The sequence below is a fragment of the Anaerostipes faecis genome, assembly GCF_910574135.1.
Taxonomy (GTDB): Bacteria; Bacillota; Clostridia; order Lachnospirales; family Lachnospiraceae; genus Anaerostipes; species Anaerostipes hominis.
The window spans coordinates 31054-57459 of the sequence record NZ_CAJSYK010000009.1 but is presented as its reverse complement, the minus strand read 5'-3'; the positions used below and the strand labels follow the sequence as shown (position 1 = coordinate 57459).

General features: G+C 46.6%; 29 protein-coding genes and 1 tRNA gene. 5 read left to right on the top strand and 25 right to left on the bottom strand.

What is annotated here, in order from left to right; genetic code table 11:
* Window positions 1-25: 25 nt before the first annotated feature.
* The 3 genes from QGT46_RS17255 to QGT46_RS07900 are packed head-to-tail and all read right to left on the bottom strand — an operon-like array spanning window position 26 to window position 2349.
* Window positions 26-295, bottom strand: coding sequence for a LytTR family DNA-binding domain-containing protein (locus QGT46_RS17255; protein ID WP_301590258.1), 270 nt, complete (start codon window positions 293-295; stop codon window positions 26-28).
* Window positions 296-355: 60 nt separating this feature from the next.
* Window positions 356-1174, bottom strand: a complete 819-nt coding sequence (locus QGT46_RS07905) for a carbon-nitrogen hydrolase family protein (protein WP_301590256.1) — start codon at window positions 1172-1174, stop codon at window positions 356-358.
* Between the two features lie 11 nt (window positions 1175-1185).
* Window positions 1186-2349, bottom strand: coding sequence for an AI-2E family transporter (locus QGT46_RS07900; protein ID WP_024728720.1), 1164 nt, complete (start codon window positions 2347-2349; stop codon window positions 1186-1188).
* A 248-nt stretch (window positions 2350-2597) separates the two neighbouring features.
* Between QGT46_RS07900 and QGT46_RS07895 the strand changes: the two genes are divergently transcribed.
* Both QGT46_RS07895 and QGT46_RS07890 read left to right on the top strand, forming a co-directional pair.
* Window positions 2598-2670: transfer RNA gene (locus QGT46_RS07895), tRNA-Lys, on the top strand.
* 99 nt (window positions 2671-2769) lie between these two features.
* Window positions 2770-3249 (top strand): C-GCAxxG-C-C family protein, encoded by a 480-nt coding sequence (locus QGT46_RS07890; RefSeq protein ID WP_024728721.1) that lies wholly within the window; start codon window positions 2770-2772, stop codon window positions 3247-3249.
* Window positions 3250-3425: 176 nt separating this feature from the next.
* Here the strand turns inward: QGT46_RS07890 and QGT46_RS07885 are convergent, their stop codons facing one another.
* From QGT46_RS07885 to trmB, 10 genes are all read right to left on the bottom strand, one after another.
* Window positions 3426-4346 carry a hypothetical protein gene (locus QGT46_RS07885; protein WP_270430909.1) on the bottom strand — a complete coding sequence of 307 codons (921 nt, stop codon included), beginning with the start codon at window positions 4344-4346 and terminating at the stop codon, window positions 3426-3428.
* Window positions 4347-4471: 125 nt separating this feature from the next.
* Window positions 4472-5371, bottom strand: coding sequence for a myo-inosose-2 dehydratase (iolE, locus tag QGT46_RS07880; RefSeq protein ID WP_024728724.1), 900 nt, complete (start codon window positions 5369-5371; stop codon window positions 4472-4474).
* A gap of 130 nt (window positions 5372-5501) precedes the next feature.
* Window positions 5502-7079: a response regulator gene (locus QGT46_RS07875; RefSeq protein WP_024728725.1), complete on the bottom strand. Its 1578-nt coding sequence runs from the start codon at window positions 7077-7079 to the stop codon at window positions 5502-5504.
* Window positions 7080-7093: 14 nt separating this feature from the next.
* Complete coding sequence (locus QGT46_RS07870; protein WP_301590253.1) at window positions 7094-8824, bottom strand: sensor histidine kinase; 1731 nt, start codon at window positions 8822-8824, stop codon at window positions 7094-7096.
* A gap of 84 nt (window positions 8825-8908) precedes the next feature.
* Complete coding sequence (locus QGT46_RS07865) at window positions 8909-9784, bottom strand: Gfo/Idh/MocA family oxidoreductase (protein WP_268876119.1); 876 nt, start codon at window positions 9782-9784, stop codon at window positions 8909-8911.
* Between the two features lie 204 nt (window positions 9785-9988).
* Window positions 9989-10927, bottom strand: a complete 939-nt coding sequence (locus QGT46_RS07860; RefSeq protein WP_024728728.1) for a substrate-binding domain-containing protein — start codon at window positions 10925-10927, stop codon at window positions 9989-9991.
* A 13-nt stretch (window positions 10928-10940) separates the two neighbouring features.
* Entirely contained in the window at window positions 10941-12722 is a 1782-nt protein-coding gene (locus QGT46_RS07855; protein ID WP_270430913.1) for an ABC-F family ATP-binding cassette domain-containing protein, read from the bottom strand.
* A gap of 150 nt (window positions 12723-12872) precedes the next feature.
* Window positions 12873-13190 (bottom strand): thioredoxin, encoded by a 318-nt coding sequence (trxA, locus tag QGT46_RS07850; protein ID WP_024728730.1) that lies wholly within the window; start codon window positions 13188-13190, stop codon window positions 12873-12875.
* 11 nt (window positions 13191-13201) lie between these two features.
* The gene (locus QGT46_RS07845) at window positions 13202-13330 is read right to left on the bottom strand and encodes a hypothetical protein (protein WP_268876118.1); all 129 of its coding nucleotides are present in this window, start codon (window positions 13328-13330) and stop codon (window positions 13202-13204) included.
* A gap of 48 nt (window positions 13331-13378) precedes the next feature.
* Window positions 13379-14014, bottom strand: a complete 636-nt coding sequence (gene trmB / locus QGT46_RS07840) for a tRNA (guanosine(46)-N7)-methyltransferase TrmB (protein WP_270430916.1) — start codon at window positions 14012-14014, stop codon at window positions 13379-13381.
* Window positions 14015-14140: 126 nt separating this feature from the next.
* Between trmB and QGT46_RS07835 the strand changes: the two genes are divergently transcribed.
* Window positions 14141-14584 carry a CYTH domain-containing protein gene (locus QGT46_RS07835; RefSeq protein WP_024728732.1) on the top strand — a complete coding sequence of 148 codons (444 nt, stop codon included), beginning with the start codon at window positions 14141-14143 and terminating at the stop codon, window positions 14582-14584.
* 152 nt (window positions 14585-14736) lie between these two features.
* Here the strand turns inward: QGT46_RS07835 and atpC are convergent, their stop codons facing one another.
* The 12 genes from atpC to QGT46_RS07775 all read right to left on the bottom strand — a co-directional run bounded on the left by atpC (window position 14737) and on the right by QGT46_RS07775 (window position 23982).
* Complete coding sequence (gene atpC / locus QGT46_RS07830) at window positions 14737-15144, bottom strand: ATP synthase F1 subunit epsilon (RefSeq protein WP_024728733.1); 408 nt, start codon at window positions 15142-15144, stop codon at window positions 14737-14739.
* Window positions 15145-15156: 12 nt separating this feature from the next.
* Window positions 15157-16554, bottom strand: coding sequence for a F0F1 ATP synthase subunit beta (gene atpD, locus QGT46_RS07825; protein ID WP_024728734.1), 1398 nt, complete (start codon window positions 16552-16554; stop codon window positions 15157-15159).
* Window positions 16555-16573: 19 nt separating this feature from the next.
* The gene (gene atpG, locus QGT46_RS07820) at window positions 16574-17431 is read right to left on the bottom strand and encodes an ATP synthase F1 subunit gamma (RefSeq protein ID WP_024728735.1); all 858 of its coding nucleotides are present in this window, start codon (window positions 17429-17431) and stop codon (window positions 16574-16576) included.
* 14 nt (window positions 17432-17445) lie between these two features.
* Window positions 17446-18957: a F0F1 ATP synthase subunit alpha gene (gene atpA / locus QGT46_RS07815; protein WP_270430919.1), complete on the bottom strand. Its 1512-nt coding sequence runs from the start codon at window positions 18955-18957 to the stop codon at window positions 17446-17448.
* A gap of 27 nt (window positions 18958-18984) precedes the next feature.
* Window positions 18985-19530 (bottom strand): ATP synthase F1 subunit delta, encoded by a 546-nt coding sequence (atpH, locus tag QGT46_RS07810; RefSeq protein ID WP_024728737.1) that lies wholly within the window; start codon window positions 19528-19530, stop codon window positions 18985-18987.
* A complete protein-coding gene (gene atpF, locus QGT46_RS07805) occupies window positions 19518-20033 on the bottom strand; it encodes a F0F1 ATP synthase subunit B (RefSeq protein ID WP_270430921.1) in 516 nt (171 codons plus the stop codon). Before atpF ends, atpH begins: the two co-directional genes overlap by 13 nt.
* A 76-nt stretch (window positions 20034-20109) precedes the next feature.
* Entirely contained in the window at window positions 20110-20373 is a 264-nt protein-coding gene (gene atpE, locus QGT46_RS07800) for an ATP synthase F0 subunit C (protein ID WP_006567604.1), read from the bottom strand.
* Window positions 20374-20433: 60 nt separating this feature from the next.
* Entirely contained in the window at window positions 20434-21162 is a 729-nt protein-coding gene (gene atpB, locus QGT46_RS07795) for a F0F1 ATP synthase subunit A (protein WP_024728740.1), read from the bottom strand.
* A 15-nt stretch (window positions 21163-21177) separates the two neighbouring features.
* Complete coding sequence (locus QGT46_RS07790) at window positions 21178-21606, bottom strand: hypothetical protein (protein ID WP_270430924.1); 429 nt, start codon at window positions 21604-21606, stop codon at window positions 21178-21180.
* The gene (locus QGT46_RS07785; RefSeq protein ID WP_270430926.1) at window positions 21593-21829 is read right to left on the bottom strand and encodes an AtpZ/AtpI family protein; all 237 of its coding nucleotides are present in this window, start codon (window positions 21827-21829) and stop codon (window positions 21593-21595) included. Before QGT46_RS07785 ends, QGT46_RS07790 begins: the two co-directional genes overlap by 14 nt.
* Window positions 21830-22032: 203 nt before the next feature.
* Window positions 22033-22914 carry a ribose 5-phosphate isomerase B gene (gene rpiB / locus QGT46_RS07780; RefSeq protein ID WP_081723900.1) on the bottom strand — a complete coding sequence of 294 codons (882 nt, stop codon included), beginning with the start codon at window positions 22912-22914 and terminating at the stop codon, window positions 22033-22035.
* A 12-nt stretch (window positions 22915-22926) separates the two neighbouring features.
* The gene (locus QGT46_RS07775) at window positions 22927-23982 is read right to left on the bottom strand and encodes an L-threonylcarbamoyladenylate synthase (protein ID WP_270430928.1); all 1056 of its coding nucleotides are present in this window, start codon (window positions 23980-23982) and stop codon (window positions 22927-22929) included.
* 140 nt (window positions 23983-24122) lie between these two features.
* On the opposite strand from QGT46_RS07775, the gene QGT46_RS07770 reads away from it, so the two are divergent.
* Window positions 24123-25562, top strand: a complete 1440-nt coding sequence (locus QGT46_RS07770; RefSeq protein WP_270430930.1) for an alanine/glycine:cation symporter family protein — start codon at window positions 24123-24125, stop codon at window positions 25560-25562.
* A gap of 118 nt (window positions 25563-25680) precedes the next feature.
* Window positions 25681-26367: an N-acetylmuramoyl-L-alanine amidase gene (locus QGT46_RS07765; protein WP_301590238.1), complete on the top strand. Its 687-nt coding sequence runs from the start codon at window positions 25681-25683 to the stop codon at window positions 26365-26367.
* Window positions 26368-26406: the final 39 nt, after the last annotated feature.

The following is a 26406-nucleotide window of genomic DNA, read 5'->3' as shown; positions in this document are numbered from 1 at the left end:
AATACCTCCTCGTAATACTTACATTTTATTGGATTCGCCTGGTTTTGACAAGTAAAAAAGGACGAACGGAGATATAGGGCCATGAAAAGAGCCCATAAAATCCATAATACTCCTTCAATTCTTCAACTCTTCCTTTGCTGAGAGGGATATTTTCCTCTTCCCCTCCTTTCATCCTGAGGGAATAAGAATTCTTGGTCCATTTCATGACTTCCGAAACTTTTTGCATGTTGACGATGTAAGAACGGTGGCTCCTGAAAAAACCGAATTTTTTCAATTTGCTGCAGAGTTCATCCATAGTCATAGAACACTGGAATCTGCCTTTCTGACATGCAGATAATTTTTTCCAAATTGAATTTCATTTTCCTGTCCTTATGTCATAAAGATCTGTCCGGCGTTTTTTCAATACCGGAACCTGATGTATAATGACATCTCTCCGGTCAGTGTCTACCGACAGGACAACCAGTTCCTCTCCCGCTCCTCCTTCTGCAAGCTTTCTGCCGGAGGGATCGAAGGCGAGGCTTCTGCCCATATAGTGTTCTTCACTGTAATGGCAGCAGCCAATAGTAAACACCGTATTCTCAATGGCCCTGGCTCGAAGCAGCGTCTCCCACTGCATAAATTTATCCGGCCCGTCTGCCCAGGCTGAAGGATAGATCAGAACCTCGGCACCCTTCAGTGCCTGTACCCTGGCCGGTTCCGGAAATCTGAGATCATAGCAGGTTCCCAGGCCTGCCTTTCCAAGCGGTGTATCCTCCGGCTCATGCAGAGCTTCTCCGGGCAGCGTACTGTCCGATTCTTTCCATGAAAATGCATCAAAAAGATGAGTCTTTCTGTAAACAGAGCGGAGAGTTCCCCTGTCATCTAAAAGGACCGCCGTATTAAAACATTTCCCTTCTGAATTCCTGCCGGGCTTTTCGTTCATTCCAAATAAAATCCACTGCCCATGTGCTGCGGCCAGTCTTTTCATTCCCTGTACAAAGGGCCCGTCGAGAGGCTGGGCTTTTTCATAGTAGGCACTTCTCTCCATAGGATAGTAGGTCATAAAATACTCCGGGAATATGATAAAACAGGCTCTCTTTTCCCTGGCTTCCCGGCAGAAGTGTTCTGCCTTACAGAGATTTTTTTCCGGTTCTTGTGAAGCTCTGCACTGAGCCATGGCAGCAATGGATTTCATATATATGCCTCCTACTCGATATCCAGATTCTTTTTATACAATCTGTAATTGACCCAGTTGTTGACCAGATACTGGACCACTGCAAAAAACGGTACACCTAAAAACATACCCAAAGGTCCGAAATAAGCTCCTCCTACTGTAATAGAGAACAGGATCAGGATCGGCCTGACTCCCGTAGAATTGCCGAGGATCTTCGGTCCCAGCACCAGCCCGTCGAACTGCTGCAGCACCAGGATCATTCCAAGGAAAATCAGTGTTTTATATGGGCTTACAATAAAAAGGATAAACGCACCCGGCACTGCTCCGATAAAAGGTCCGAAATAAGGAATCATATTGGTTACCCCGACGATAACGCTGATCAGCACAGTATACGGCAGGTTTAGAAGGCTCATAAGCAAAAAACAGAGGAATCCGATAATGAGGGAATCCAGCGACTTTCCGATGATATATCCGGAGAAGATATTATGGCACTCCTTCAGTCCGTGAATGACCGGAACCGCTGCGTTATAAGGAAAAACTGCAAAAATAAGCCTTCGGCAGGCACTTTTCAATAACTGCTTATCGGCCGTCATATAGATGGACACTACGAAAGCAATGAACAGGTTAAACAGCCATTTTACAAATGAAACCGAAAAATTATATAGCATCGGAATGGCTTCTGTGAGCATCTGATTGGAAAGCTGTACCAGCTTCGGCAGGCTCTTGGTCTCCAGTGTGTCCATCAGCTCGGCAGGGAATACTCCGGAACCGCTTTCCTTGTAGTGATCCAGCAGTCCCATGATCTGGTCTGAGATCACCGGGATCTGGCTGGACAGTTCTTTGATGCTGTCATAGAGCTGAGGCACGATGAAGATCAGACAGATCGTAAGTGCTCCGACTAATATAATATAAGTAGTGAGGATCGCACCTGCACGGCATAATCTTTTTCGTTTTTCACCGAATAATGAGGAAAAGACTTTTTCGTTAAAAAAGGTAACGACAGGATTCATCACATATGCGATCAGAAAGCCAATAAAAAACGGGAAGATCGTATTCCATAGATCTGTAAGAATCCCGACCGTAGACGCCCAGTTATTGACCAGGCGGAATATAATACACCCGATAAGGATTACAACAATCGAATAGATCGATATGGTAAAATATTTTTTATTGGATTCAAATTTATTGTTTTTCAATTCTTACACTCCTTCTGTTATCCTCAGGCCACAAACAAATTTTGGCTTTATTCTAGCACAAAGACACAGAAAAGTATAGGGTCCGGCGTCTTTTGCACCCGGTCTTTTCAATGACTTTTGCATGACAAATACATTTATTATTGACATCGACAAAAAGATACAAAAAAATTTTCATTTTTTACTTGCAATTATGGAAAACATCATATATAATAATTCTTGCGTTGAAAAAGTAGCGCATCATGAAATAAGCGTGATTAGCTCAGTTGGTAGAGCACCTGACTCTTAATCAGGGTGTCGAGGGTTCGAGCCCCTCATCGCGTATTAAAACACTATTTTTGGCTTACTTGGGGCTGGGGATGGTGTTTTTTTATTTTGTAAAATGAAAACTGAATGAACCGGCACAAAAGAAAAGGAGCCCTTATGAACATTGATCTCACTTCCAGTCAATATGCCCAAAAAGCGATGAATTTATTTAAAGAAGGATACAACTGCTCTCAGTCAGTTTTTCTGGCTTTCAAAGACCTGTACGGCATAGACCGGAGCACTGCCCTCAAGCTCAGTTCTTCTTTTGGCGGAGGCATGGGAAGACTCCGGGAAGTGTGCGGCTCTGTAAGCGGTATGTTTCTCACTGCGGGAGTTTTGTATGGATACGACTCACCGATAGACCGTTCCTCAAAGACAGAGCACTACAAGCGGATTCAGGAACTCGCCCGCTCATTTGAAGAATTAAACGGTTCCATCGTATGCCGCGAGCTGCTGGGGCTTGATCAGAAAAAGGAATCTTACGTCCCGGAAGAGCGCACAAAAGACTATTACAGGAAGCGCCCATGTGAACAGATTGTCGGCTGTGCTGCTTACATCATGGAAGAATATATCAGTAATCACCCGTTCCTTTCATAAGAATCACAAGTTTTCCTTAATATTTGTTTATAGGATGTTTAGAATTGTTTAGTTTCTATACATTGTATTCGCACATAAAGCTGATATACTTAAGACATAGTTTTTCATATATATTTTAATCCTCTCTTTTCATTGAAAGACCTCGCAGGCATGCGGGGTCTTTTATTTCTATAATCCTATATATTTCTTATATAATAGATATAGAATTTAACTGTCTGATTATTGTAATTAGTAGAAACAGTATAATTTCTAATGTAGCATCTCACCCGCCTGTTTGCTTCGTCCACGTATGCATTGAATACGGACAGATTACTGGTAGTGCATGCAAAGCCTCCAAGACCTAAGACCTTATATCCCGACGGCAGATCGTATGCGAATTGATACTCAGGTGTTCCTCCCGCCGGTATACTGATATCGGATCTTTGTAAGATCTGACTTCTCACAAGATCTTTCATTTTTATATTTGTATTATTCAGACCTGACTGAGCCGCTTTTGTATTTAGCTCCTCACGTAATCGGCTGATTTCATTCTTTGTCTCATTGATTGCCGCTGTCAATCCTGCTATATCTTTTGATGTCAGACTTCCAAGATCCTCAACTGTCTTTCCAATCTGTTCGATTGCTTTTGAATGAAGCTCATACTGCTCAACTCCGACCAGTCCCGCCGAGTCCAAAACGACCTCAAAAGGTGCCGTATCTGAATTCTGAAAACAAAAATTCCATGTGATAGAAAATCCCGGACTTTCTGCCGCTGATGGAATTTTCTTTCCCTCAGTAGTCTGCGCAATGCAGTATAAGATTTCCCCTTCATCAGGGTCTTCTGCATAGAATCCTATTTGATGCAGTTCATAGCTTTCCTTCACCTCCGTATTTTCCAGCAGTACAGGAATCACGGCCTTACCGTCCTCTGTCCGCACCGGCTGCAGTGTAATTTCCTGCCGTTCGTCGGTGATCTGTGTCTGCTGCCTCAGATTCACAGGAGGCACCTCTCCTGCTCCGGCCTTTGCCCCTGTAATTTTTAACGTTTGCCCGTCAAACATTTTATTCTGCAGCGCTATACCCTTTTCAGTAAGTACTGTATTTTCCCAAAGTTTCATAATATATAACCCCTCCTTCAACAATATGTTCTATATTAGAAACCATACCACAGCTCTCCCGGACATTGTGGGCAAAAAAATACTGCCGGATGCCATCCAGCAGTATTTTATAAATTATTTTATTTTTATAATCCGGTTTTCTCTGCAATAAATTTCCTTGCTTTTAGCGCATATTCCAGCGGATTCGCCTTTGCCGGGTCCTGTTCCGCTTCCACAAGCATGTATCCCTCATATCCTGCGTCTTCCAGCACCTTGAAGATCGGATCAAAGTCGATGCATCCGTCTCCCGGCACAGTAAATGCTCCCATGCGCACACCGTCTAAGAAGCTCAGGTTCTCTGCCTTTACTTTTTCTACGATTTCCGGACGGATATCTTTTAAGTGCACGTGCTTGATGCGGTCCACATATGTTTTCACCATCTCCAGAGGATCGGCGCCGCAGTATGTAAAATGTCCGGTGTCAAATAACAGGCTGACATATTCAGGATCTGTATTTGCCATCATCCGCTCAACCTCATCCGGGTCCTGCACCACGGTTCCCATATGATGGTGGAAGGTAAGGCTGATGCCGTATTCTTCTTTTGCGATCTCCCCGAGTTTATTCATACCCGTGCAGAATATCTCCCATTCTTCATCATTCATCACATATTTATGTCCGAAGATCGGCGTGTCAGTCATTCCCTGTACACTGTGGCTCTGTTCGGATGCTCCGATGACCTTTGCTCCCATAGCTTTTAAGAAGGAAAGCTGTGCGCGGAAATCTTTCTCCACTTCTTCAAACGGTTTCGTAATCAGGAAAGACGAAAACCACTGGTTGCAGATTTCAATTCCACGCAGCTCTAAAGCTTTTTTCAGCACTTCAGGGTCTTTCGGATATTTGTTTCCCACCTCTGAGCCGGTAAATCCCGCCAAAGCCATCTCACTGACACACTGCTCAAACGTATTTTCTTTTCCCAAATCCGGAAGGTCATCGTTTGTCCATGCGATCGGGGCAATTCCTAATTTTACTTTTTCTTTGTTAAACATAGCACTTCTCCTTTATCCGTGTTCTTTTTTTATCTGAATAAAGGATAACATGGAAAAAGATCAAAAAAATCGGGAATATTTTTAGCTTTGTTGTTCTAAAAATAGATGTTCCCGATTTGGTGTCTTATTTTTAGGACTTCCTGCGGTACTCTGCCGGGCTGACCCCATTTAACCGCTTAAAAGCCTTTGAGAAATAGTGGTAATCGTTGAATCCCGATTCCACTGCAACATCTTTAATCTTGTAGCTTGTATTTTTGAGAAGATCTTTTGCATACTCTACACGGAGTTCCAGAAGAAATCCCGAAAAGCCGATCCCCATTTCCTGCTTAAACAGATAACTCAGATAAGCAAAATTCAGCCCTACGGCATCTGCAACCTCCTGAAGGCCAATCTGCTCTTTGAAATGTTCGCGGATATACCAGACTGCCTGTCTCGTCTGTGTCCCCGCATTTTCCGGAACTTTTTTCCCTGTACCTAAAAATATCCTGCTTCTGTAACCCTTAAATATATCAGAAAGCTGATCCACATGAGTAAGCTTAAACAGCTCTTCCTGACTGTGCTCTGTCCCCACGGCCGTATCTAATTTCCGAATCCACCGAAAAATGATCTTTGGGTCCGTCCTTGTCTCCCGGCATGCTTCTATCACACGAAAAAACTCTTCTTTCATCTCTTTTTCTTTTCTTCCTGCCGCATAATCCCTTGCATGATTTAAAAGCTCCTGTGCACACTCCGGCATCTTGGTCCCGATGGTCTTCTGGCTGTCAAAATATAAAATATCGCTGTCCTCATAAAAACTAAGCTTAATGGCCTCTCTTGCCTGCTGGTATGCCTGGCGGATGCCGCCCTCTCCGATGCAGATATTGCTGACTGCAATATCGTAGTCAAAGATCTCCTCCTTGCAGCATTTGAAGCAGGCAGAGGCCACACTTGTGAGCTTCTGCCTCATCACACTGCTCCTGCTCAGATCAGAAAGATCCAGAAAACAGCAGAAGATGCCTCCTCCCAGAGAAACTGTCTCGGCCCTGCTGTGCTCCTCTCCCAGGAGCATCTGAAGCTGAGCGGACAGACGCTCTATGAATCCTGCCGCATATTGTTCCGACTCTGCCGGTGACTGGCTGTCTTTGATCGACATCCAGGCAGGGATAAACATATTCACGACCGCACTGTTTATATATTTTCCTTTAATCCCGGCTTCAATGCGCCTTTCTTCCCGCTCCCCGGGACTCATATCTCCCGCCAAAATCTCGTTAAAAAACCGGATCTTCAGGGACTGGCTTCCGGCCTCGATCAGCTTTTTTGTCCGTTCTTCTTCACTGTTTAGTTTCTTTATACTGTTCATATGGTGTTCCGCATTTTTAAGCACCTCAAAAAGAGAATCCTCATCCAGAGAATTCTTCAGTACATATTCATTTGCCCCAAGGCGCATAGCCTCTTTCACATAATTGAAATCATCATGACAGCTCAGAACGATGATATATGTAGAAAGACCCATTTCCCGTACCCTGCGTATCAGCTCGATTCCGTCCATCAGCGGCATGGAAATATCGGTTACGATCATGTCGGGAGCCTGCTCTCTGACTGCATTTAAAGCCTCTTCCGCATCCCTTACATCTGCAGCGATCTCATAGCCCGCTTTCTCCCAGGCATCCAGCTGCTTCAGATAACTGCGCACTAAAAAATCGTCATCGACAATCATTGTTCGGTACATGGCGTTTTCTCCTTTCACACTGCATACTGATTCTGGTCTTTATAAGCCGGCAGATACAGATATGCCGTTGTTCCGTCGGAATTACTGTCATAGCCCAGACCGGCATTGTTTCCGTAATACAGTTCGAGCCTCTCACGGACATTGACAACCCCGATCCCGCTCAGGCCGCTGGTTTTCTTTGTCTTTTTGGTCAGCAGTTCATAAATCTGTTCCTGTGTCATTCCTCTTCCGTTGTCTTTCACGCTGATACATAAATAGTCTTCTTCGATCACGGCCCTGATCTCGATCTGGCTGTTGTCCATCTTCATATCCAGCCCATGTAAAATAGAGTTTTCCACCAGAGGCTGCAGAATCAGCCGCGGGACAAAACAGCTGCCCGCGTCTTTCCCGATCTCATAATCCACATCAAAATGACCGTCATACCTTATTTTCTGCAGATGAATATAATTTTTTAAAATATGGATCTCGTCTGAGACCGTGACAAACGTGCCTTTTTTGTTGACACTTGCCTGCAGAAGCTCGACAAAATCACCGATCAGGCCGCCCAGCTCCTTCTCTCCTTTCAGCAGAGCCGCAAACTTTATGGAATTTAAAGTATTGTACATAAAATGCGGGGTAATCTGGTATTGAAGTGCTTCCAGCTCTGCGTCTTTTTTGAGTCCTTCTTCCTTGATCAGCTTTTCAATCAGCTTTTCAATCTGGTTCAGCATGTTGTTAAAATCATTGGAAAGCCGTCCAATCTCATCCCTGGTGCAGACCTGGACCCTTTTATCCAGTTCTCCGGCGCTGATTTCATCCATCGCCGCCGTCAGATTCCTTAACGGCTCATACATAGCCCTCGTGGCAAAATAGGCGGGAATCAGTGAGATGCCCAGAAAGAGAAATAAAAATGCCAGCAAAAAATATTTCAGCTGATTCAGGTCACTCAATACGACACTCTTCTCAACCGTAATAAAAAAACTGCACCCGGTAAATGCCGTTTTATAGCTGATACCTATGACCGCCGGGGTCCTTTTATTAAAAATGCCGTTCTGCTGGATATCGGGAAAATTGCTGTTCCTGTAAATTTTGCCCATGGATTCGACATTCTTCGTAGAGACAATGGCATTTTTCTTATTGAGGAGGACCGCCTCCGAAGATCTGCCGTCATTTAGAATATCCAGATACTTATAATAGACAGCCCGCTCTTCAATATTGCACATGATAAAGCCAAGGACACTTCCGTCTTTCATGACGGGCTCGATAAAAGACAGCACTTTATTCTGTTTTCTCACCGGATCTTTGATAATGACGGGGTGGTCCTCCAGAGAAATCTCTGCAATATGCTTTAATACAGAGTTATTTACTTTCTTTACATAAACCGGATAATCCTCCGACGTAACAATGGTTTTCTGTTCCGGAAGAACCAGATAGACTGATCCGATATCACTGTTTCGTTTCTTGAATCCTCCCAGCATACCGGACATCTTCTCCAGCCGTCCCGCATCTTCTGTCTTTAGATAGCTTTCTGCCTGCCGGGAAAGCCCTTCTGCGTTGGATGCCTGTACCGTAATGTAATAGATCTCTTTCATGGCATCATCGAAAGCATTCCCTACCTGCTCAATGCGGCCATAGAGGTTTGTCCCGTAATTGTCCTCAATCATCTGAGTAGATTTCAAATAAAATATCAGGGTGATGGCCGAGGCAGTCAAAAATGTGATGCTGATGATGGCTAAGAAAACTTTACTCCGCATACTGCGTATCATATCAGACCTCACTCTCCCTTCCCTGATATTTTCTTCTATTTCTAATTATACGTGACACCCAAAGAGTGTCAAGCTGACCGATTTTTAATATTCGATCTTTACAATGCCTCCCTTTTTCCAGGCTTTTGTAGTTGCGAAGCCAATCTGTGTTGATTTTGTGCCGTCGTATACGGTGACGTCCGGTTTAACGCCTTTCTGGACACAGTTGATGAATTCTGCCATTTCCAGCTGATAAGACTCTGCAAATCTCTCCGGAAAACCGCTGACACATTCTTTCACAGCCCCGTTTTTATCATAGATCATACACAGATTTTTTTCCGGTACCGGACTGATCCTTAAAGAGCCTTCGGTGCCGACAATCTCTGTCTCAACGTGATATCCATGTGCCGCAGTACGTCCGACGTGCACAAATCCCAGTGCACCGTTTTCGCATTTATACATTGCCGCACCGGTCTCGTCATCTCCCGCTTCCTTAAACTCCGGATGTTTGAATGTGGCTCCTGCCGCATATACTTCCACGGGATCGGATTCCAGGAACCAGCGCATCAGATCGATGTCATGGATCGCCATATCAATGAAGATCCCCCCGCTGGTCGCTGCAAATTTAATGGCTCCTTCTACCAGAGCTTCCGGATCGATTCCTGCCGCTTTCACCATATATGGTGTACCGATGGCCCCTTCTTTGATCTTTTCCTTTGCATACGCATAAGACGGATCATAGCGGCGCATGAACCCAAGGAAAAATGTCAGTTCCGGATGGCGTTCCACAGCAGCCTCAGCTGTCCTGCACTCCTCAACCGTTAATCCCAGCGGCTTGTCGGAAAAAACATGCTTTCCCGCATCCAAAGCGGCTTCGATCTGCCAGCAGTGCTCTCCGCTCGTCGTCACTATGGCAACTGCATCGATATCTGCTTTTTTCAGCATTTCACGGTAATCTGCATAGACTTCTCTCCTTTTTATGGTGTTTCGTCTGCCAAAGACTTTCCAATGTGATATCCTATGATCTGTGCCTTTGGTTTTATTTTACCTTCCGGTATCCGAAGTCGTATCCATGGATTTTTTAGATTTGATATTATATTTTTGTAACGCATTCCGGCTGCCATATAATATATGAAAGTAAAGGACCTTTGCTCTGCCAAAGGTCCTCAGCTGTATGTACTTTTTTTATTTTTGTGGTTTTATTTTTAGATCTACTTTAATGATTTTTTGTTCCGGCTGCTTTTTGCCTTCTTTTTGGTTTACGATATAGCGTACCGTCTCATAACCGATTTCATAGCCCGGCTGATAAGCCAAAGCCCCGATTCTTCCCTTCTTAACCGCATCGAGCGCATCCTCCTGGGCATCCACTGTGGCAATCAGCACCGGACGGTCTTCCATGTACTCCATGATTCCAAGTGCGGTCACGGCGCTCGTAGCAAAAATCCCATTCAACTCCGGATGTTCTCTCATAAGCCTTGAGATTTCTTTCTCCGGCATCCGCAGATTGCTGTATCCGCTCTCGGTAAAGGCAATCTTTATGTCTGTATTTTTCTCTATATAATCCTTAAAGCCTTTCATCCTTGAGGCATGGGAACTCTGTTTCAGGTTTCCGGATATAATTCCTGCAACCCCTTTCTTTTTCATCTGGCCCGCCATATATTCAGCCAGGTCTCTCCCTACTTTTTCATTGTCTATTCCAATATAGGGAACTCCTCTCTCAAGAATCTTTGTGTCAAAGGATACAACCTGTATTCCTTTTTCTTCCGCCTTCTTTAAGTAGTCCTTTGCATTGTGGGAATTGATCGGAGATACTGCCAGGGCATCAATATCTTTTTTCAGAAGGCTGCCGATCATCTGCTGCTGGGTTTTCTCATCTGTCTCCGTATCCGGAGACAGAATAATGACCGATGCTCCCAGATCTGAAGCCGCTTTTTCCATGCCGGAACAGACTGACATCCAATATTCACTGTTCCGTGATTTTGTCACGACGCCGATCACATACTTGGGGTTCTCAGCCTCGGCAGATTCATGCTTTTGGCAGGCAAACAGACTTCCCGCGAGCAAAGCACACAAAAGAACCTCATACAGAGACTTTATCCTGCTATGTTTTTTACTCTTCTTCATCCAAATCCACCTCTCAGGAATTCTGGGCTTGAATTTTTTCTGCCAGGTCGTTCAAGTAAACCCACCGCTCCATCTTTCCGTTCAGCTGTTCTTCCAGTTTTGACTTTTCTTCTGTCAGTTCTGCAAGCTTCGTATACTGGCTGGCGTTTTCCTCCATCTGCTGTCCCACAGATGCAATTTTTTCTTCCAGCCGTTCAATGTCCTCATCTATGGTTTCATATTCTCTCTGTTCTTTATATGAAAATCTCAGTCTGGTATCTTTCTGTTTCCATGATTTCTTATCTGTTTTTTCCTTCGGCTTTGTCTGCTCCGCCGGTTTTACTGCTCTCAGGTAGTCTGTATACCCGCCCTCATACTGCTTTATTTCACCGCCGCCCTCAAATGCAAAAATCCTGCCGGCGATGCGGTCCAGAAAATAGCGGTCATGGGACACAGTCAGAACAATCCCCTGAAAAGAATCCAGGTAATCCTCAAGGACTCTCAATGTCGCTATGTCCAGGTCGTTGGTGGGCTCATCGAGCACCAGCACATTCGGTGCATCCATCAGAACTTTGAGCAGATAGAGCCTCCTCTTTTCTCCTCCCGAAAGTTTGGACAGAGGTGTGTACTGCATGGAAGGCGTGAATAAAAAGCGTTCTAGCATCTGAGACGCGCTGATCTTCCCGCCGGGTGTCTGAATATAATCAGCCACATCCCGGATATAGTCGATAACCCGGATGTCATCCTCCATGTCTTCATTTTCCTGTGCAAAATATCCGATCTTTACCGTGTCTCCGGTCACAACTTCTCCGGAATCAGGGACCAGACGCCCTGTGATGATTTTCATCAGTGTGGATTTGCCGCAGCCATTCGGCCCGATAATCCCCAGCCGGTCATCCCTTAAAATAATATAGGTAAAGTCTTTTATGAGCTTTTTCTCTCCGTATGCCTTGGAAATCCGATGAAGTTCAATGGTCTTCTTGCCGAGTCTCGTTCCGACGGAATCCATCTCTACATTCCGGGCTTCCCTGGGGCCTTCCATGTTTTTCAGCTGTTCATACCGGTCAAGCCTTGCCTTCTGTTTGGTCCCTCTGCCCTGAGGTCCCCGCTTCACCCATTCCAGCTCCGTCCTCAGAAGACTCCGGCGTTTGCGCTCCGCGGCCAGCTCCATCTCTTCTCTCTGTGTCTTTAAAGCCAAAAAGCCTGAATAGTTGGAGTCATAGGTGTACAGTTTTCCCTTGTCAATCTCTGCGATCTTATTGGTTACACGGTCCAGAAAATAACGGTCGTGGGTCACCATGATCAGGACTCCTTTAAACCGTTTCAGATAATCTTCCAGCCACAGGGCCATATCGTTGTCTATATGGTTGGTTGGCTCGTCCAGAATCAGTACATCTGCCGGGTCCACAAGAGTCCGGGCCAGCGCCACTCTTTTTTTCTGCCCGCCGGACAGGTGATCTACAGTCTCCTCAAAATCACAGATCCCAAGCTTTGTAAGGATCGCCTTGGCCTCGCTCACCGGCTCACCCCCGTCCGGATCATGTTTCCCTTCCGTCACATAGGACAGCACCTTTGCCCCGTCCGGAAACTCCGGGTTCTGTGGGAGGAAAGCCGTTCGGATACCTCTGCCGAAGATCACCTCTCCCTCGTCAGCCGTTTCCATTCCTGCAATGATCTTTAATAAAGTTGATTTCCCTGTCCCGTTGACGCCCAGCACTCCGATCTTATCTCCCTGATGCACTCCTAAAGAGACGTCATCAAATATGGTCTTATCTCCAAAAATCTTACTTATATGTTCTATGTTTAATATATTCATGGTTCCACCTTTTCTTCATTGACTATCTGTTTTTTAGTTTAATTGCTGTCTTTCATATTGTCAAACGAAATCCCCGGGGCAGACCCACAGAAAAACGGATGGCCGGTTTACGTTCCGTCCATCCGTTTTTATTCGTTCATTTCTTAGTCTCTAGCGTGCTTTATCCACGGCTTCCTTTAATTCTTCTTTAGGCACAGCTCCTACAACCTTTGCTGCCACCTGGCCGTTCTTAAAGACCAGGAAAGTAGGTACTGACATTACGCCGTACTGCCCTGCGATATCACTGTTCTCATCGATATCCAGCTTTCCGACTTTAACGCTTCCCTCGTACTCCTTTGCCAGTTCTTCCACAACCGGCCCCATCATCCTGCACGGTCCGCACCACGTTGCAAACATATCGACAAGTACCGGCTGCTCTGAGTCTAACACTTCTGCCTGGAAATTTTCCTTCGTAAACGTATACTCCATATTCATTCTCCTTATCTTGACCGGCATAAACAATCTTTTGCTTCTTCCAGCGATGCCAGCAGGCGGCAGAACCATTTCCTGTGCTTTGGATGCTGGTAGAAGAATTGATTTACCTTTACTAGACACTTTTTCTGTTTCATAATTATCTTACCACTTTTTTATTATAGTATGCAACACGGATAAAAATATTAACGGCAGGCTGTGAAACGGCAGATCGGCTTGCCTTTTTCAGAAAATTTTGTCTCATATTCTGTCATGACATTGTCTTTGGCAAACTCACTGTGATGCAGATCGAACGTGCAGTCAAGGAGCTTCCATCCGGCTTCCTCTGTCTGTTCCATGGAAAAGTCGAACAGCCCCCGGTTATCCGTTTTGAAAATAACCTGCCCGTCCTTCGCAAGGATGTGGTCATACCTCTCATAAAATCTCGTAGACGTAAGCCTCCGCTTTGCGTGACGTTCTTTCGGCCACGGATCGGAGAAATTCAGATAGATCCGGTCGATCTCTCCCTCGGCAAATACATCCTGAAGATTCTCCGCGTCCATGCGGATCAGTCTCAAGTTATTCCCCTCAAACTCTTCCGTTTTTTCTACTGCTCTCACGAGAACACTGGAAAACTTTTCGATCCCGATATAGTTGATTTCGGGATTCTTTTCCGCCAATGTCAAAAGAAATTTTCCTTTCCCCATACCGATCTCTATATGAACCGGCCTGTCATTGCCAAACAGTTCCCTCCACTTGCCTTTCCATTCTTCCGGTTGATTGACTGAAAACGGACTGGCCGCTATCATGTCCGCCGCTCCCGGCACATTCCTTAAACGCATTGTATCTTCCTCGCCTTCTCTGTATTCATGTTTCTAAAACATTTTAAAAGCTTTCCGCCCCGTTGTCAATTTCCTTTGCATTCTGTCTCCGCTGCGTATATAATGAGGAAAAAGGAGGAACGCACTATGGAAATAGAACGCAAGTTTATTGTTACCGACCCGCCGAAAGACCTTGATTCCTATCCCCACTCCGAAATCGAGCAGGGATATCTGTGCATGGAACCGGTGATCCGGATCCGCAGACTCGACCATGATTACATCCTGACCTATAAGTCTAAAGGTCTGATGAAACGGGCCGAGCATGAATTTCCTCTGACGAAGCAGGCTTATGAGCACCTGAAAAGCAAGATCGACGGTATTCTCATCTATAAGACACGCTACCAGATTCCTGACTCAGACTCTCTCACCATCGAACTGGATGTATTCCACGGTGACCACGAAGGTCTCATGATGGCTGAAGTTGAATTTGCGTCCGAAGAAGCCGCTCTGGATTACGAGGGGCCTGAGTGGTTTGAAGACGAAGTAACTTTAGATCCCCGGTATCAGAATAACAACTTGGCAAACAGATGAACCTTCTCAGTATGACAGACCCATCCAGTATCATTGCCGGTCCAAGCCTTTGATATATTCTCTTCATATCTTTACAGCCCCTTTCCATAAAACCGAAAAAACATATTTCTGAACGCGGCTCTCATGGCTGCCCGTCCAGAAATATGTTCTGTCTACATCCTTTTTGATAATTCTTCTCTTACCAGAGCTCTCCTTAAAGACATTTCCGCCCTGGTGAGGTCTGTATCACTCTTGTGTTTCAGGCGTTCCTGGGCACGTCTCTTGGCACGCTCCACCCGCTCTAAGTCAATCTCACCCGGCCATTCCGCAACCTCTGCTAAAATGTTGACAGCCTCCTTGGTGATCTCCACAAATCCTTTCATCAGAGCCGCCTGTTTCTTCGTTCCGTCTGCCTCCGTGATGGTCAGGATGCCGGGAGCTATAATCATTGTCATTGGGATATGTTTCGGATAGATTCCCACATCCCCTTCTGTGGTCGTAAACTCAGCCATCCGGACCACTCCCGCATAAAAAGAGCGGTCCGGAGTGGTCACTTCCAGTTTCATCAGATTTTCAGCCATAGGATCACCTGCCTACTTTGCTTTCGCACGTTCCACAACCTCATCAATACTTCCCGCATTCAGGAACATTCCCTCCGGAATGTCATCATGCCTGCCGTCTAATATTTCTTTGAAGCCCTGGATCGTATCATTTAAGGTTACATATTTTCCAACCGTACCCGTAAACTGTTCTGCCACGAAGAACGGCTGGGACAGGAACCGCTGAATCTTTCTTGCCCGGTCTACGATCAGCTTTTCTTCATCAGAAAGCTCATCCATACCGAGGATTGCGATGATATCCTGGAGCTCTTTGTATCTCTGAAGGATCTCCTGCACCCCTCTGGCCACCTGATAGTGTTCTTCCCCGACGATCTTCGGGTCCAGAATCCTGGATGTGGACTCCAGAGGGTCCACTGCCGGGTAAATTCCCTGTTCCACGATGGCACGGGAAAGTACGGTTGTGGCATCCAGATGGGCAAAGGTTGTCGCCGGAGCCGGGTCGGTCAAGTCATCGGCCGGCACATAGACTGCCTGTACGGATGTGATAGAACCGTCTTTGGTCGAAGTGATCCGCTCCTGGAGAGCGCCCATCTCTGTCTGGAGAGTCGGCTGATATCCAACCGCACTCGGCATACGCCCAAGAAGTGCTGACACCTCGGAGCCTGCCTGGGTGAAACGGAAAATATTGTCGATAAATAAAAGGACATCTTTTCCACCCTCGTCACGGAAGTTTTCTGCGATAGTCAATCCTGTAAGGCCGACCCGCATACGCGCTCCCGGCGGCTCATTCATCTGTCCGAATACCATGGCAGTTTTGTCGATGACTCCTGACTCACTCATTTCATGGTAAAGGTCGTTGCCCTCTCTTGTACGTTCTCCGACTCCGGTGAAAACAGAATATCCGCCGTGCTCTGTCGCAATGTTTCGGATCAATTCCTGAATCAGGACCGTCTTTCCTACGCCGGCACCGCCGAACAGTCCGATCTTTCCGCCTTTCTGGTACGGGCATAAAAGGTCTACGACCTTGATGCCTGTCTCCAGGACCTCAGTCTCTGTAGACTGGTCCTTGAAAGCCGGCGCCTTTCTGTGGATCGGCTGTCGTTTTGCATTCTCAGGGGCCGGTTTATTGTCAATAGGATCTCCAAGGACATTAAACATTCTTCCCAGGGTCTGCTCTCCTACCGGAACAGAGATCGGCCCGCCTGTGCAGACCGCCTCCATCCCTCGAACCAGACCGTCTGTCGGTCCCATCGCAATACATCTCACGGTGTCATCGCCCAGATGCTGGGAAACCTCTACAACCAGCTTCCCGCCCTGCTTTGTCATAATATCAATAGCGTCATTGATCTCCGGCAGATGCCCGTCACTGAACTTGATATCTAAAACCGCACCAATAATCTGGGTGATCTTCCCTGTATGATTATCTGCCATTTAATAATTCCTCCTACTTCTATTCCAGCGCCTCCGCTCCTGAAATGATTTCTGTCAATTCCTGCGTGATAGCGCCCTGTCTTGCCCGGTTATAGGCAAGGCTTAAGTTGTCAATTAATTCTTCGGCATTGGTCGTTGCCGAATCCATGGCCTGCATCCTGGCACCGTTTTCGCTGGCAACCGATGTAACAAGCGCACCGAAGATCAGACTGCAGACGTACTTGGGAATCAGCATGGATAAAGCTTCTTCCGGTTCCGGCTCATAGTTCATGAGTGTTTTGGAGTCTTCCCCTTCCTTTTCCTTTGGATCGATCTCCACAGGAAGCAGTTTGATCATCGTGGGCTCATGAACTACCGTATTTTTAAAATTGGTATATGCCAGATATATCTCACCGATTTCACCGTCCTTAAAGGCCTTGAGGACACGGTTTCCCAGATCAACGGCGTCTTCATACTCCGGTTCGTCGATCATTTCAGAGTCATCGGAGACGATATGATATCCCCTGTTTGCCAGACTGTCCATAGCCTTATGTCCGACTCCGTAGATCATCACATCTTCCCTGTTGAGTCCGCTGTCACGGATCATCTTGACAATATTGTTATTGTACCCTCCGGCCAGTCCCCGGTTGGAGGAAACAGCGATCACTGCTTTCTTTTCCGAACCATTGGACTTTAAATACGGGTGGTCGATATTATCTGACTGGGCCAGGATCGAAGATACGGTCCGGTACATCTTGTTGAAGTAAGTCCTGGATTCCTCGGCCCTCACCCTTGCTCTCTGAAGCTTTACCGTTGAGACAAGCTTCATCGCCTTTGTAATCTGTCCGGTGCTCTCGATACTGGCTTTTCTTCTTTTTATATCAACAATTGATGCCATAAAAGCTCACCTCTTTACTTTGCTTCAAACTGCTGCCTGCACTCTTTGATCGCAGTGATCAGCATGTCTTCCGCTTCTTTTCCAAGCTCCTTTGTCTCCCGGATCAAACGGAACACATCCGGATACTTGGTGTCGATCAATTCAAACAGCTCCTTCTGGAAGTCCAGGATATCTTCAACCTTAATCTCCAAAAGATATTTTCTGGTAGCCGCATAGATAATAACCACCTGCTGTTCTACCGGAAGCGGCTGATACTGAGGCTGCTTGAGCACTTCCTTGATCCTCTCACCCTGTGCCAGACGTTCTTTGGTGTCATCATCGAGTTCTGAACCGAACTGTGCAAAGGCAGCGAGCTCCCTGTACTGTGCAAGGTCTGTACGGATCGGGCCTGCAATCTTTTTCATCGCTTTAATCTGTGCCGCACCGCCTACCCTGGATACAGAAAGCCCCGCATTGATCGCAGGACGGAATCCCGCATTGAACATCTCGGTCTCCAGGTAAATCTGTCCGTCCGTGATGGAAATAACGTTGGTCGGAATATAGGCAGATACATCTCCTGCCTGGGTCTCAATGAGCGGAAGGGCTGTCAGAGAACCTCCTCCCAGTTCATCGGATAACTTGGCTGCCCGTTCCAGAAGCCTTGAGTGAAGATAAAAGACGTCTCCCGGATAAGCCTCCCGTCCCGGCGGTCTCCGAAGCAGCAGGGACAGGGTACGGTATGCGGTGGCATGCTTGCTCAAGTCATCATAGATGACAAGAACATCTTCCCCTTTCTCCATCCACTCTTCCCCGATGGCACATCCTGCGTATGGGGCGATATACTGGAGTGGTGCCAGCTCACTTGCGGTGGATGCCACCACTGTGGTGTAATCCATGGCTCCGTACTCTTCCAGTGTCTTTACGATATTGGCTACGGTCGATGACTTCTGTCCGATGGCTACATAAATACAGTGAACCCCCTCACCTTTCTGATTAATAATTGTATCAACCGCGATGGCAGTCTTTCCGGTCTGCCGATCGCCGATGATCAGCTCCCTCTGCCCGCGTCCGATCGGCACCATGGCATCGATCGCTTTGATTCCTGTCTGAAGCGGAGTATCTACGGATTTTCTTGAGATAACTCCTGATGCAACTCTTTCTATTGGACGGTACTTTTCTGTCTCGATCGGACCTTTTCCGTCAATCGGCTGTCCCAGAGAATTCACAACACGTCCGGTCATCGCGTCACCTACCGGCACTTCCACGACTCTTCCGGTCGTCTTTACGACATCCCCTTCACTGATGTTTTTCTGATCTCCCAGCAGTACGGCTCCGACGTTGTCTTCCTCAAGGTTCAGCACCATTCCGTATACTTCCCCCGGGAATTCTAAAAGTTCTCCCTGCATGGCCTCATCAAGACCATGGATTCTTGCAATTCCGTCGGCTACCTGAATCACGGTTCCAATATCAGAGGTTTCAAGCTTGGTAGAGTATTGTTTGATCTGCTCTTTAATGACAGAACTGATCTCTTCTGGCCTTAAATTCATTTTGCTTTTTTGCCTCCTTGCCTATAATCACAACTGTATTTTTGACAGACTCTTTCCCATGGTCTGAAGCTTCGTCCTTATGGAACTGTCGATGACCCTGTCGTCGAGCCGCAGCACCAGCCCTCCGATCAGCCCCTCGTCTATCTCATAGTCCACTTCAAACTCCCTGTAATCTGTCAGTTCTTTCATTCGATCCACAATGTCCTTTTTCTGCCCTTCGGACAGTTCAAAAGCGGAGGCAACCTGAAGGCTCCCTATCCCCTCTTTCTTCTTCATCCGGCCGATCATATAGTCGAGAACAGACATTATGTCACGGTATCGGTCTTTTTTCACAATGACCAACAAAAAGCCCATCATGTCCTCAGAAATCCTGCCTTTAAATGCTGTCTCCAGGATCCGCATTTTTTCTTCTTTTACGATCTTGGGGTGGGAAAGCATCTGATTCAGCTCCCCGCTCTCCAAAAACACCCGGCGCACATTAAGGACTTCTTCTTTGACAGAGTCAAGATTTCCTTTCTCCTCTGCCAGCGAAAGATAGGCATCTCCATATGTTTTGCTGACTAGCTTCGCCATGTCTGATCACCCATCTCCTTTAAGGTCTCTTCCACAAGGGCATCCTGCTTTGCCGGATCGATCTTGTCTGTAATGATCATGCCTGCCATAGCCACTGCCACCTGGATCATTTCCTGTTTCACCTGATCCCGGACCTTTTTCTTTTCCAGCTCGATCTCATTTTCCGCCCGCTCTGTGATCCTCAGTGCTTCCTGTCTGGCTCCCGAAACGATCTCCTCTTCCCTTTTCAGGGCTTTCTTTCTGGCCTGGCTTAAAATCTCATCGGCTTCTTTTTCTATATCCCTGATCTTTTCTTCATACTCAGCTTTCAGTCTGGCCGCCTCTTCTTTGTCGGCCGCCGCAGTATCCAGATCATCTGCGATTTTATTTTTACGGTCATTTAAAAGCTTCCTGACCGGTTCAAACAATACATAAGATAAAAAAGCAAACATGATAAAAACCGCGATTGCCTGGCATAAAACGTCAAATCCAAGCTGGATATCAAGTCCAAAGATTCTGTCCACGTCCTGTCCTCCTTTCCCTGAATTCTCTCCGGTTTGTCATTTCCCGACGGCTTCTGCCGCCGTTTTATTTCCCGGATTATAATTTAGCGAATAACGGGTTAGCGTATAACAGAATCAGGCCGATAACCAAACCATAAAGACCTGTGGTCTCTGCAACTGCCTGTCCAAGAAGCATCGTAGACATGATGTCTCCCTTGGCGCCCGGATTGCGTCCTACGGCTGCCGCACCCTGTCCTGCTGCGTATCCCTGTCCCACACCAGGTCCGATACCTGCGATCAGCGCAAGGCCCGCTCCGATTGCTGAACAACCTAATACAAATGCTTCACTTGAAATATTCATAAGAAAATCCTCCTAAAAATAAAATTATTCTTTTTATTGCTCTTGATAGTTTCTTCCGGTTTACGCGTTCCTCTTGTCTGCGATAAATGTCATGGTCAGCATGGCAAAGACAAAGGTCTGGATCGCACCGGAAAACAAGTCAAAATATACATGCAGAAATGCCGGAAGTCCCAGCTTCGCAAAGATCGGAAGCAGGCCGTACCACAGCGAAAGCATGATGGTCCCTGCCATGATGTTTCCGAACAGACGCAGCGACAGCGACACCGGAGTTGCAAACTCACCGATGACATTGACCGGAAACAGCACCGGAATCGGCTGAAACAGGTCCGTAAACATGCGGAACTTCCTCGTCTTAAATGCGCTGTACTGGATCATCACAAAGGTGATCAGTGCCAGAGACAAAGTAGTCCCATAATCGGCCGTCGGCGCCCGGAGCCCAAAAAGCCCCGATGTGTTGGCAATAAAGATGAAAAACATGATGCTTCCGATATAGTTGGCAAACGGCTTCCAGTGTTTTCCCATGGTGCTCTTCACCAGCTTATCCAGCATTTCCACCACCAGTTCCACTGCATTGGCAAGACCGCTGGGCTTTTCATAATCTTTCATGATACTCCGCCTCGCGATCAGGGCCAGCGCCATGATAAAGAGCATGACGATCAGTGTTGTCACATGTGTGGTGGTGATCCATACCTTATGCCCGAAAAAATTCAATGGTATCAGCCCGTGCACCATGAAGTCCACATCATTTCCCGATGCGGCAGCCAACATGGGGGCCTGAATCATTCCCATAGCATTCCCTCCTTTTTAATCCATTCTACTTTTTACTTCTTCGTTCCTGCCGGATCGTTTTTCCGATACACGGCGGTGGATCAATGGCTGCAGATATGCCGCTATCTTAATCCCCAAAACTCCAAGTATGATCCCTGAAAATGTCAGCATATGGATCTTAATCCCAACGGCTGCCGCAAGGACAGTCAGGAACTTGCGGACCAGAGTCCGCCTTACCATATACTTATTTGCAGATTCAGGATCCAGATCCAGTGCAGTATCAATGGTCAGATACATATTCAGGATCAGACAGGCCGCAAGAAACAGCCCCGCAAGGATCCCTCCCAGAAAATACAGAGATCCCCCTGATGTGACCATGCCGGCTGCACCGGCCGCCGCACCGTAGATCCCCAATCCGGCCAGCAATTCCAAGAGGACAGGATTGATCTCTTTAAGCTCTTCCATTATCATCACCCTCCTCGTCTTCACTGACATTCCTTATGAGTTTCCAGGCACCGCTTAGTCCTCCTCCAATGCCCAGAATCAATAACGGGATAAAAAAATGGGTAGAAAACTTTCGGTCCAGCCAAAGGCCTAAAAACATGCACAGAAATGTCGATGTCAGAATCGTGATTCCCAGCTGTGTTATCAAAGATAATGAGCGGACAATGTCCTTATTGATCTTCATAAAGACCTCCTTGAAAAAGTTTCTATCCACACTTTGTAATTATATCATCCAAAACATATTATGGCTAGGAAAAAAAGCTTCGTACAGTAGCTATTATTTCCATATTTATCTGGTATTTATTCTCTTTCTTGTTTTCTGAACAAAAAAGCATACGGCACAGAAGCCGCGCGTGCTGTCCATGCCGTATAATATCTCCTGAAAATTTAATCCTCGATCATATTGATCCTGCGGATATGACGCTCATCGTTAGAAAACTTTGTCTCCAAAAATGTGTCCACGATATCCAGTGCCAGGCCTTCTCCGGTAACTCTTGCCCCCAGCGCCAGAATGTTGGCGTTGTTATGTTCTCTTGTGGCTCTTGCGCTGAATGTATCTGCGCACAGCGCTGCCCGGATGCCTTTGATCTTATTGGCAGTGATGGAAATGCCGATGCCTGTTCCGCAGATCAGAATCCCCTGTTTCACTTCGTCCTTCAGTATACCCTCAGCCACTGCTTTCGCGTATACCGGGTAATCACAAGATTCCTCTGAGTAGCATCCGTAGTCTTTTACCGCGTGCCCCTTTTCCTCCAGGTGCTTAATAACCGCCTGTTTCAGCGCATACCCGCCGTGGTCGCATCCAATACCTATCATTTCATTTCCTCCTAACTTATGGTTCCAGATTTTATGGATTAATTGTGTAATCTGTACAAAGCAATGTTCATAGTCTTCGTCATCCATCCCGTAAGGATCAATGACCGCCCCCTCATGGTTGGCATACTCGTTGATGGTGGCCACTTCCTTATATCCATGATAGTCTTCCAGTACTTTTTCCTTCTGCTTATCATTCATAGTGAGAATCAGATCACTGGTCTCCACATCTTCCTGCGTAAGCTGGGATGCTTTGAAATCTACGATCTCAATCCCGCTCTTCCTGACCAGATCTGCTGCTTTTGTGTGTACCGGCTCCGGAAATAATACGACAAGTCCCTTGGACTCCACCTGGATGTCTCTTCTGTGGGCGTCTTTTAAATATTTCCGCAGCACCGATTCCGCAATAAAACTGCGGCAGGTGTTGTTCGTACTTACAAATATAATTTTTTTCAAACTAATCTCCTTTTAAACACGGATCACCTGATGTCCCGCTGCTTTAGCCAGACGGTTCATCACCGCTTCTTCATACTCTTCACCTTCAAATCCTTCTGAAAAGATCACGTCCACGTCTATGTGGTCAAACTCTCTCAGCACGTCATAGAGGTTTGCCGTCACTGTCTCCATATGGCTGCGGCTTCCCACAGAGATCACCTCATCTGCATCGTAATCGCCCATTGTCTCTTCAGTGGCGATAACTCCGGTCTTCATGCCCTGCTCCCGGCAGTCATGGACCCTTTTGGTGATCTCCTTTACAACTTTCTCTATGTCCTCCCCAAGGATAAGAATCAGCTGAGCTTTCGGCGCATAATGCTTGTACTTCATTCCGGGTGCCTTGGGCACTGTATCCTCTTTGACTGACGGAGTGCTCATCAGCACCTCTGTCAAAAGAGTCTTCTCGAGTTCATCTTTTGTAATCTTTCCCGGCCTTAAAATGACCGGTACTTCTCCGGTAAAATCAACGATCGTCGATTCGACACCGACCTCTACTTTCCCACCGTCCAATACCATCGGGATCTTCCCGTCCAGGTCTTCTACCACATGTTCCGCCTTTGTCGGACTGGGCCTTCCCGAAATGTTGGCGCTGGGCGCGGCCACAGGAACACCCGTCTCTCTCAGCAGGGCCAATGCCGCAGGATGACTGGGCATCCGGACGGCTACGGAATCGAGTCCCCCGGTAACCCGGTACGGAACCCTGTCGCTTTTGGGCAGGATCACGGTCAGCGGACCCGGCCAGAAAACTTCCATCGCTTTTTTGGCCGGCCCCGGTACGCAGGATGCGATCTCATCGATCATCTCCATGCTCCCGATATGAAGGATGAGAGGATTGTCAGACGGTCTCCCTTTTGCCTCGTAGATTTTGGAAGCAGCCTCTTCCATCCAGCCACTGCCTCCAAGTCCATAGACTGTCTCCGTGGGAAAAGCTACCAGCTTCCCCTCCCGAAGAAGCCCGGCAGCTTCCCGGATCGCTTCCTTATTGTCCTTGTTCTCAACGTTTCTCACAATTGTCTTCATAAAACCCATCCTTCTTCTGAGAAAAACCTATTAATAATTATTATAACAAACTTTTGCTGAAAAATAAAGCAAGGAGTTTTCCGCCATAAATCATAAACCTGCTGCTTGGCTGAATATAATACTTTAATTATCACAAAGAGGTTTGATATATGGTTCAAATATTTTCTCTGATCAGCCGTCTGAATAATGCATTCAATTCCTTTATCTGGGGAACTCCTATGCTGGCCTGTTTTTTAGGTGTCGGTCTGATGTTTACGCTTAGAACAAAATGCTTCCAGTTAAGACATTTTCGATTGTGGATTTCTTCCACGCTCTTGTCCTCTTTGAAAAAATCCGAGGTAAGAAAAACAAAAGATTCCGCTTCTATCTCGCAGTTTCAGTCTCTCTGCACTGCCCTGGCCGGGACCCTGGGAACCGGAAATATCGCCGGGGTTGCCACTGCCATCACTGCCGGAGGGCCCGGAGCCATCTTCTGGATGTGGATTTCTTCCATCCTGGGAATGATGACACATTATGCGGAAATCACACTCGGAATGAAATACCGTTACCGGGACAAAAATGGGAAATGGGCCGGAGGTGCCATGGTCTATATGGAACGGGGTCTCGGCGCAAAATGGCTGGCCGCTCTGTTTGCAGCATTCTGCCTTCTCGCTTCTCTCGGGATCGGAAACATGACACAGGCAAACTCTATGGCATCCGCACTCTCTTCTGCTTTTTCAATCTCCCCAGTAATCACAGGTCTTGTCACCCTGTTCATGGTAGGTTTTGTCATAATGGGAGGAATCAAACGGATCGCCGGCGTGACAGAAAAAATCATCCCGGTAATGGCTGCTTTATTCACACTGGGCTGTATTGTTATTATTTTTGTCCACATAGACCGGCTTCCATCTACCATCCATTCGATCCTTCACGGTGCTTTCTCACCAAAAGCCGCCGGAGGAGGCGTCCTTGGCTACGGGATCACCATTGCCATGAAAAAGGGAATCTCCCGCGGAGTCTTCTCCAATGAGGCAGGATTGGGAAGTTCCGTCACCGTACATACAAATTCCGATGCAAAAGAACCCGTAGTCCAGGGCATGTGGGGTATCTTTGAAGTATTTACCGACACCGTTGTGATGTGTACGATCACAGCCCTTACCATCCTCACTTCCGGCGTCTATGACGAGGGAACTTATCTAAAAGCCATGGCTCTGGACGCGGCCCAGGGCACTACAATCCATTTTGATTCACTGCCCAATGGAGTCCCCCTGACCAGCGCTGCCTTCTCCACAGTCTTCGGCTCCTGGGGCTCTGCCTTCGTATCCATCGCCATCGTATTCTTCGCATTTGCCACCCTCATCGGCTGGTCCTTTTACGGCGAGACGGCGGCTGCCTATTTATTTGGAAAAAAAGCCGTCACAAATTATAAACTTGTCTTTCTTTATTTTATATTTTTAGGCTCCATCCTGCACCTGTCCTTTGTCTGGAACCTCTCGGATACCTTTAACGGCTTGATGGCCATACCGAATCTGATCTCCATCACACTGCTGTCGGACCAAGTCGTAAAAATGACCAACGAATACCTGGGACGTTCCGATTTTAAACGATAGTTTTTACCACTATTGGAGGAACGCATTTTAAAACGTGACAGAAATAGTGGTAAAAAAACTCATTCATATATCAGGCCTTCTTCTGAATATAATATTACAAAAGTCCTGAGGTCTCCAAATGAAATATCGCAAACAACTTTTAGGGGGTGCAATCTTTTGTATCATCGTCCTGCTCTATATTTCCTCGATCACCCTTCCCATCTTTGTAAACCAGACGATTGGGAAACAGAATGTCATCATCATCGATCCCGGACACGGCGGCAATGATCCCGGCAAAGTCGGCAGCGGAGATGTGCTGGAAAAAGACATCAATCTGGCCATATCAAAAAAATTAAAAACGATCCTGGAGAAAAAAAAATTCAAGGTAAAAATGACCAGGGACGGCGACTACAATCTGGCCACCAGCACGACCAATGTAAAAGTTTCCGATCTCTCCAACAGGAAGCAGATCATCTTTGATGCCGAGCCGGTCCTTGTGGTGAGTATTCATCAGAACAGCTATCCCAGCGGTGAAGTGCACGGTGCACAGGTATTTTACTATCAGGGTTCTCAAAAAGGAAAACAGCTTGCCGACTGCGTGCAAAGTTCTCTGGTGGAAAATTTGGATCCAGACAACCACAGAGTGGCAAAAGCAAACAGCGATTACTTCCTTCTTCGGGATAATCCTTATGTGACTGTCATCGCAGAGTGCGGTTTTTTAAGCAATGAAGAAGAAAAGCAGAAACTTGAGGATAAAGCCTATCAGGAAAAAGCAGCACAGGCCATCTATAAGGGAATTCAATCCTATTTAAGCCAAGAGAAATAATCCCTTGGCTTAATTGAGATACTACTGGTATAGATGACG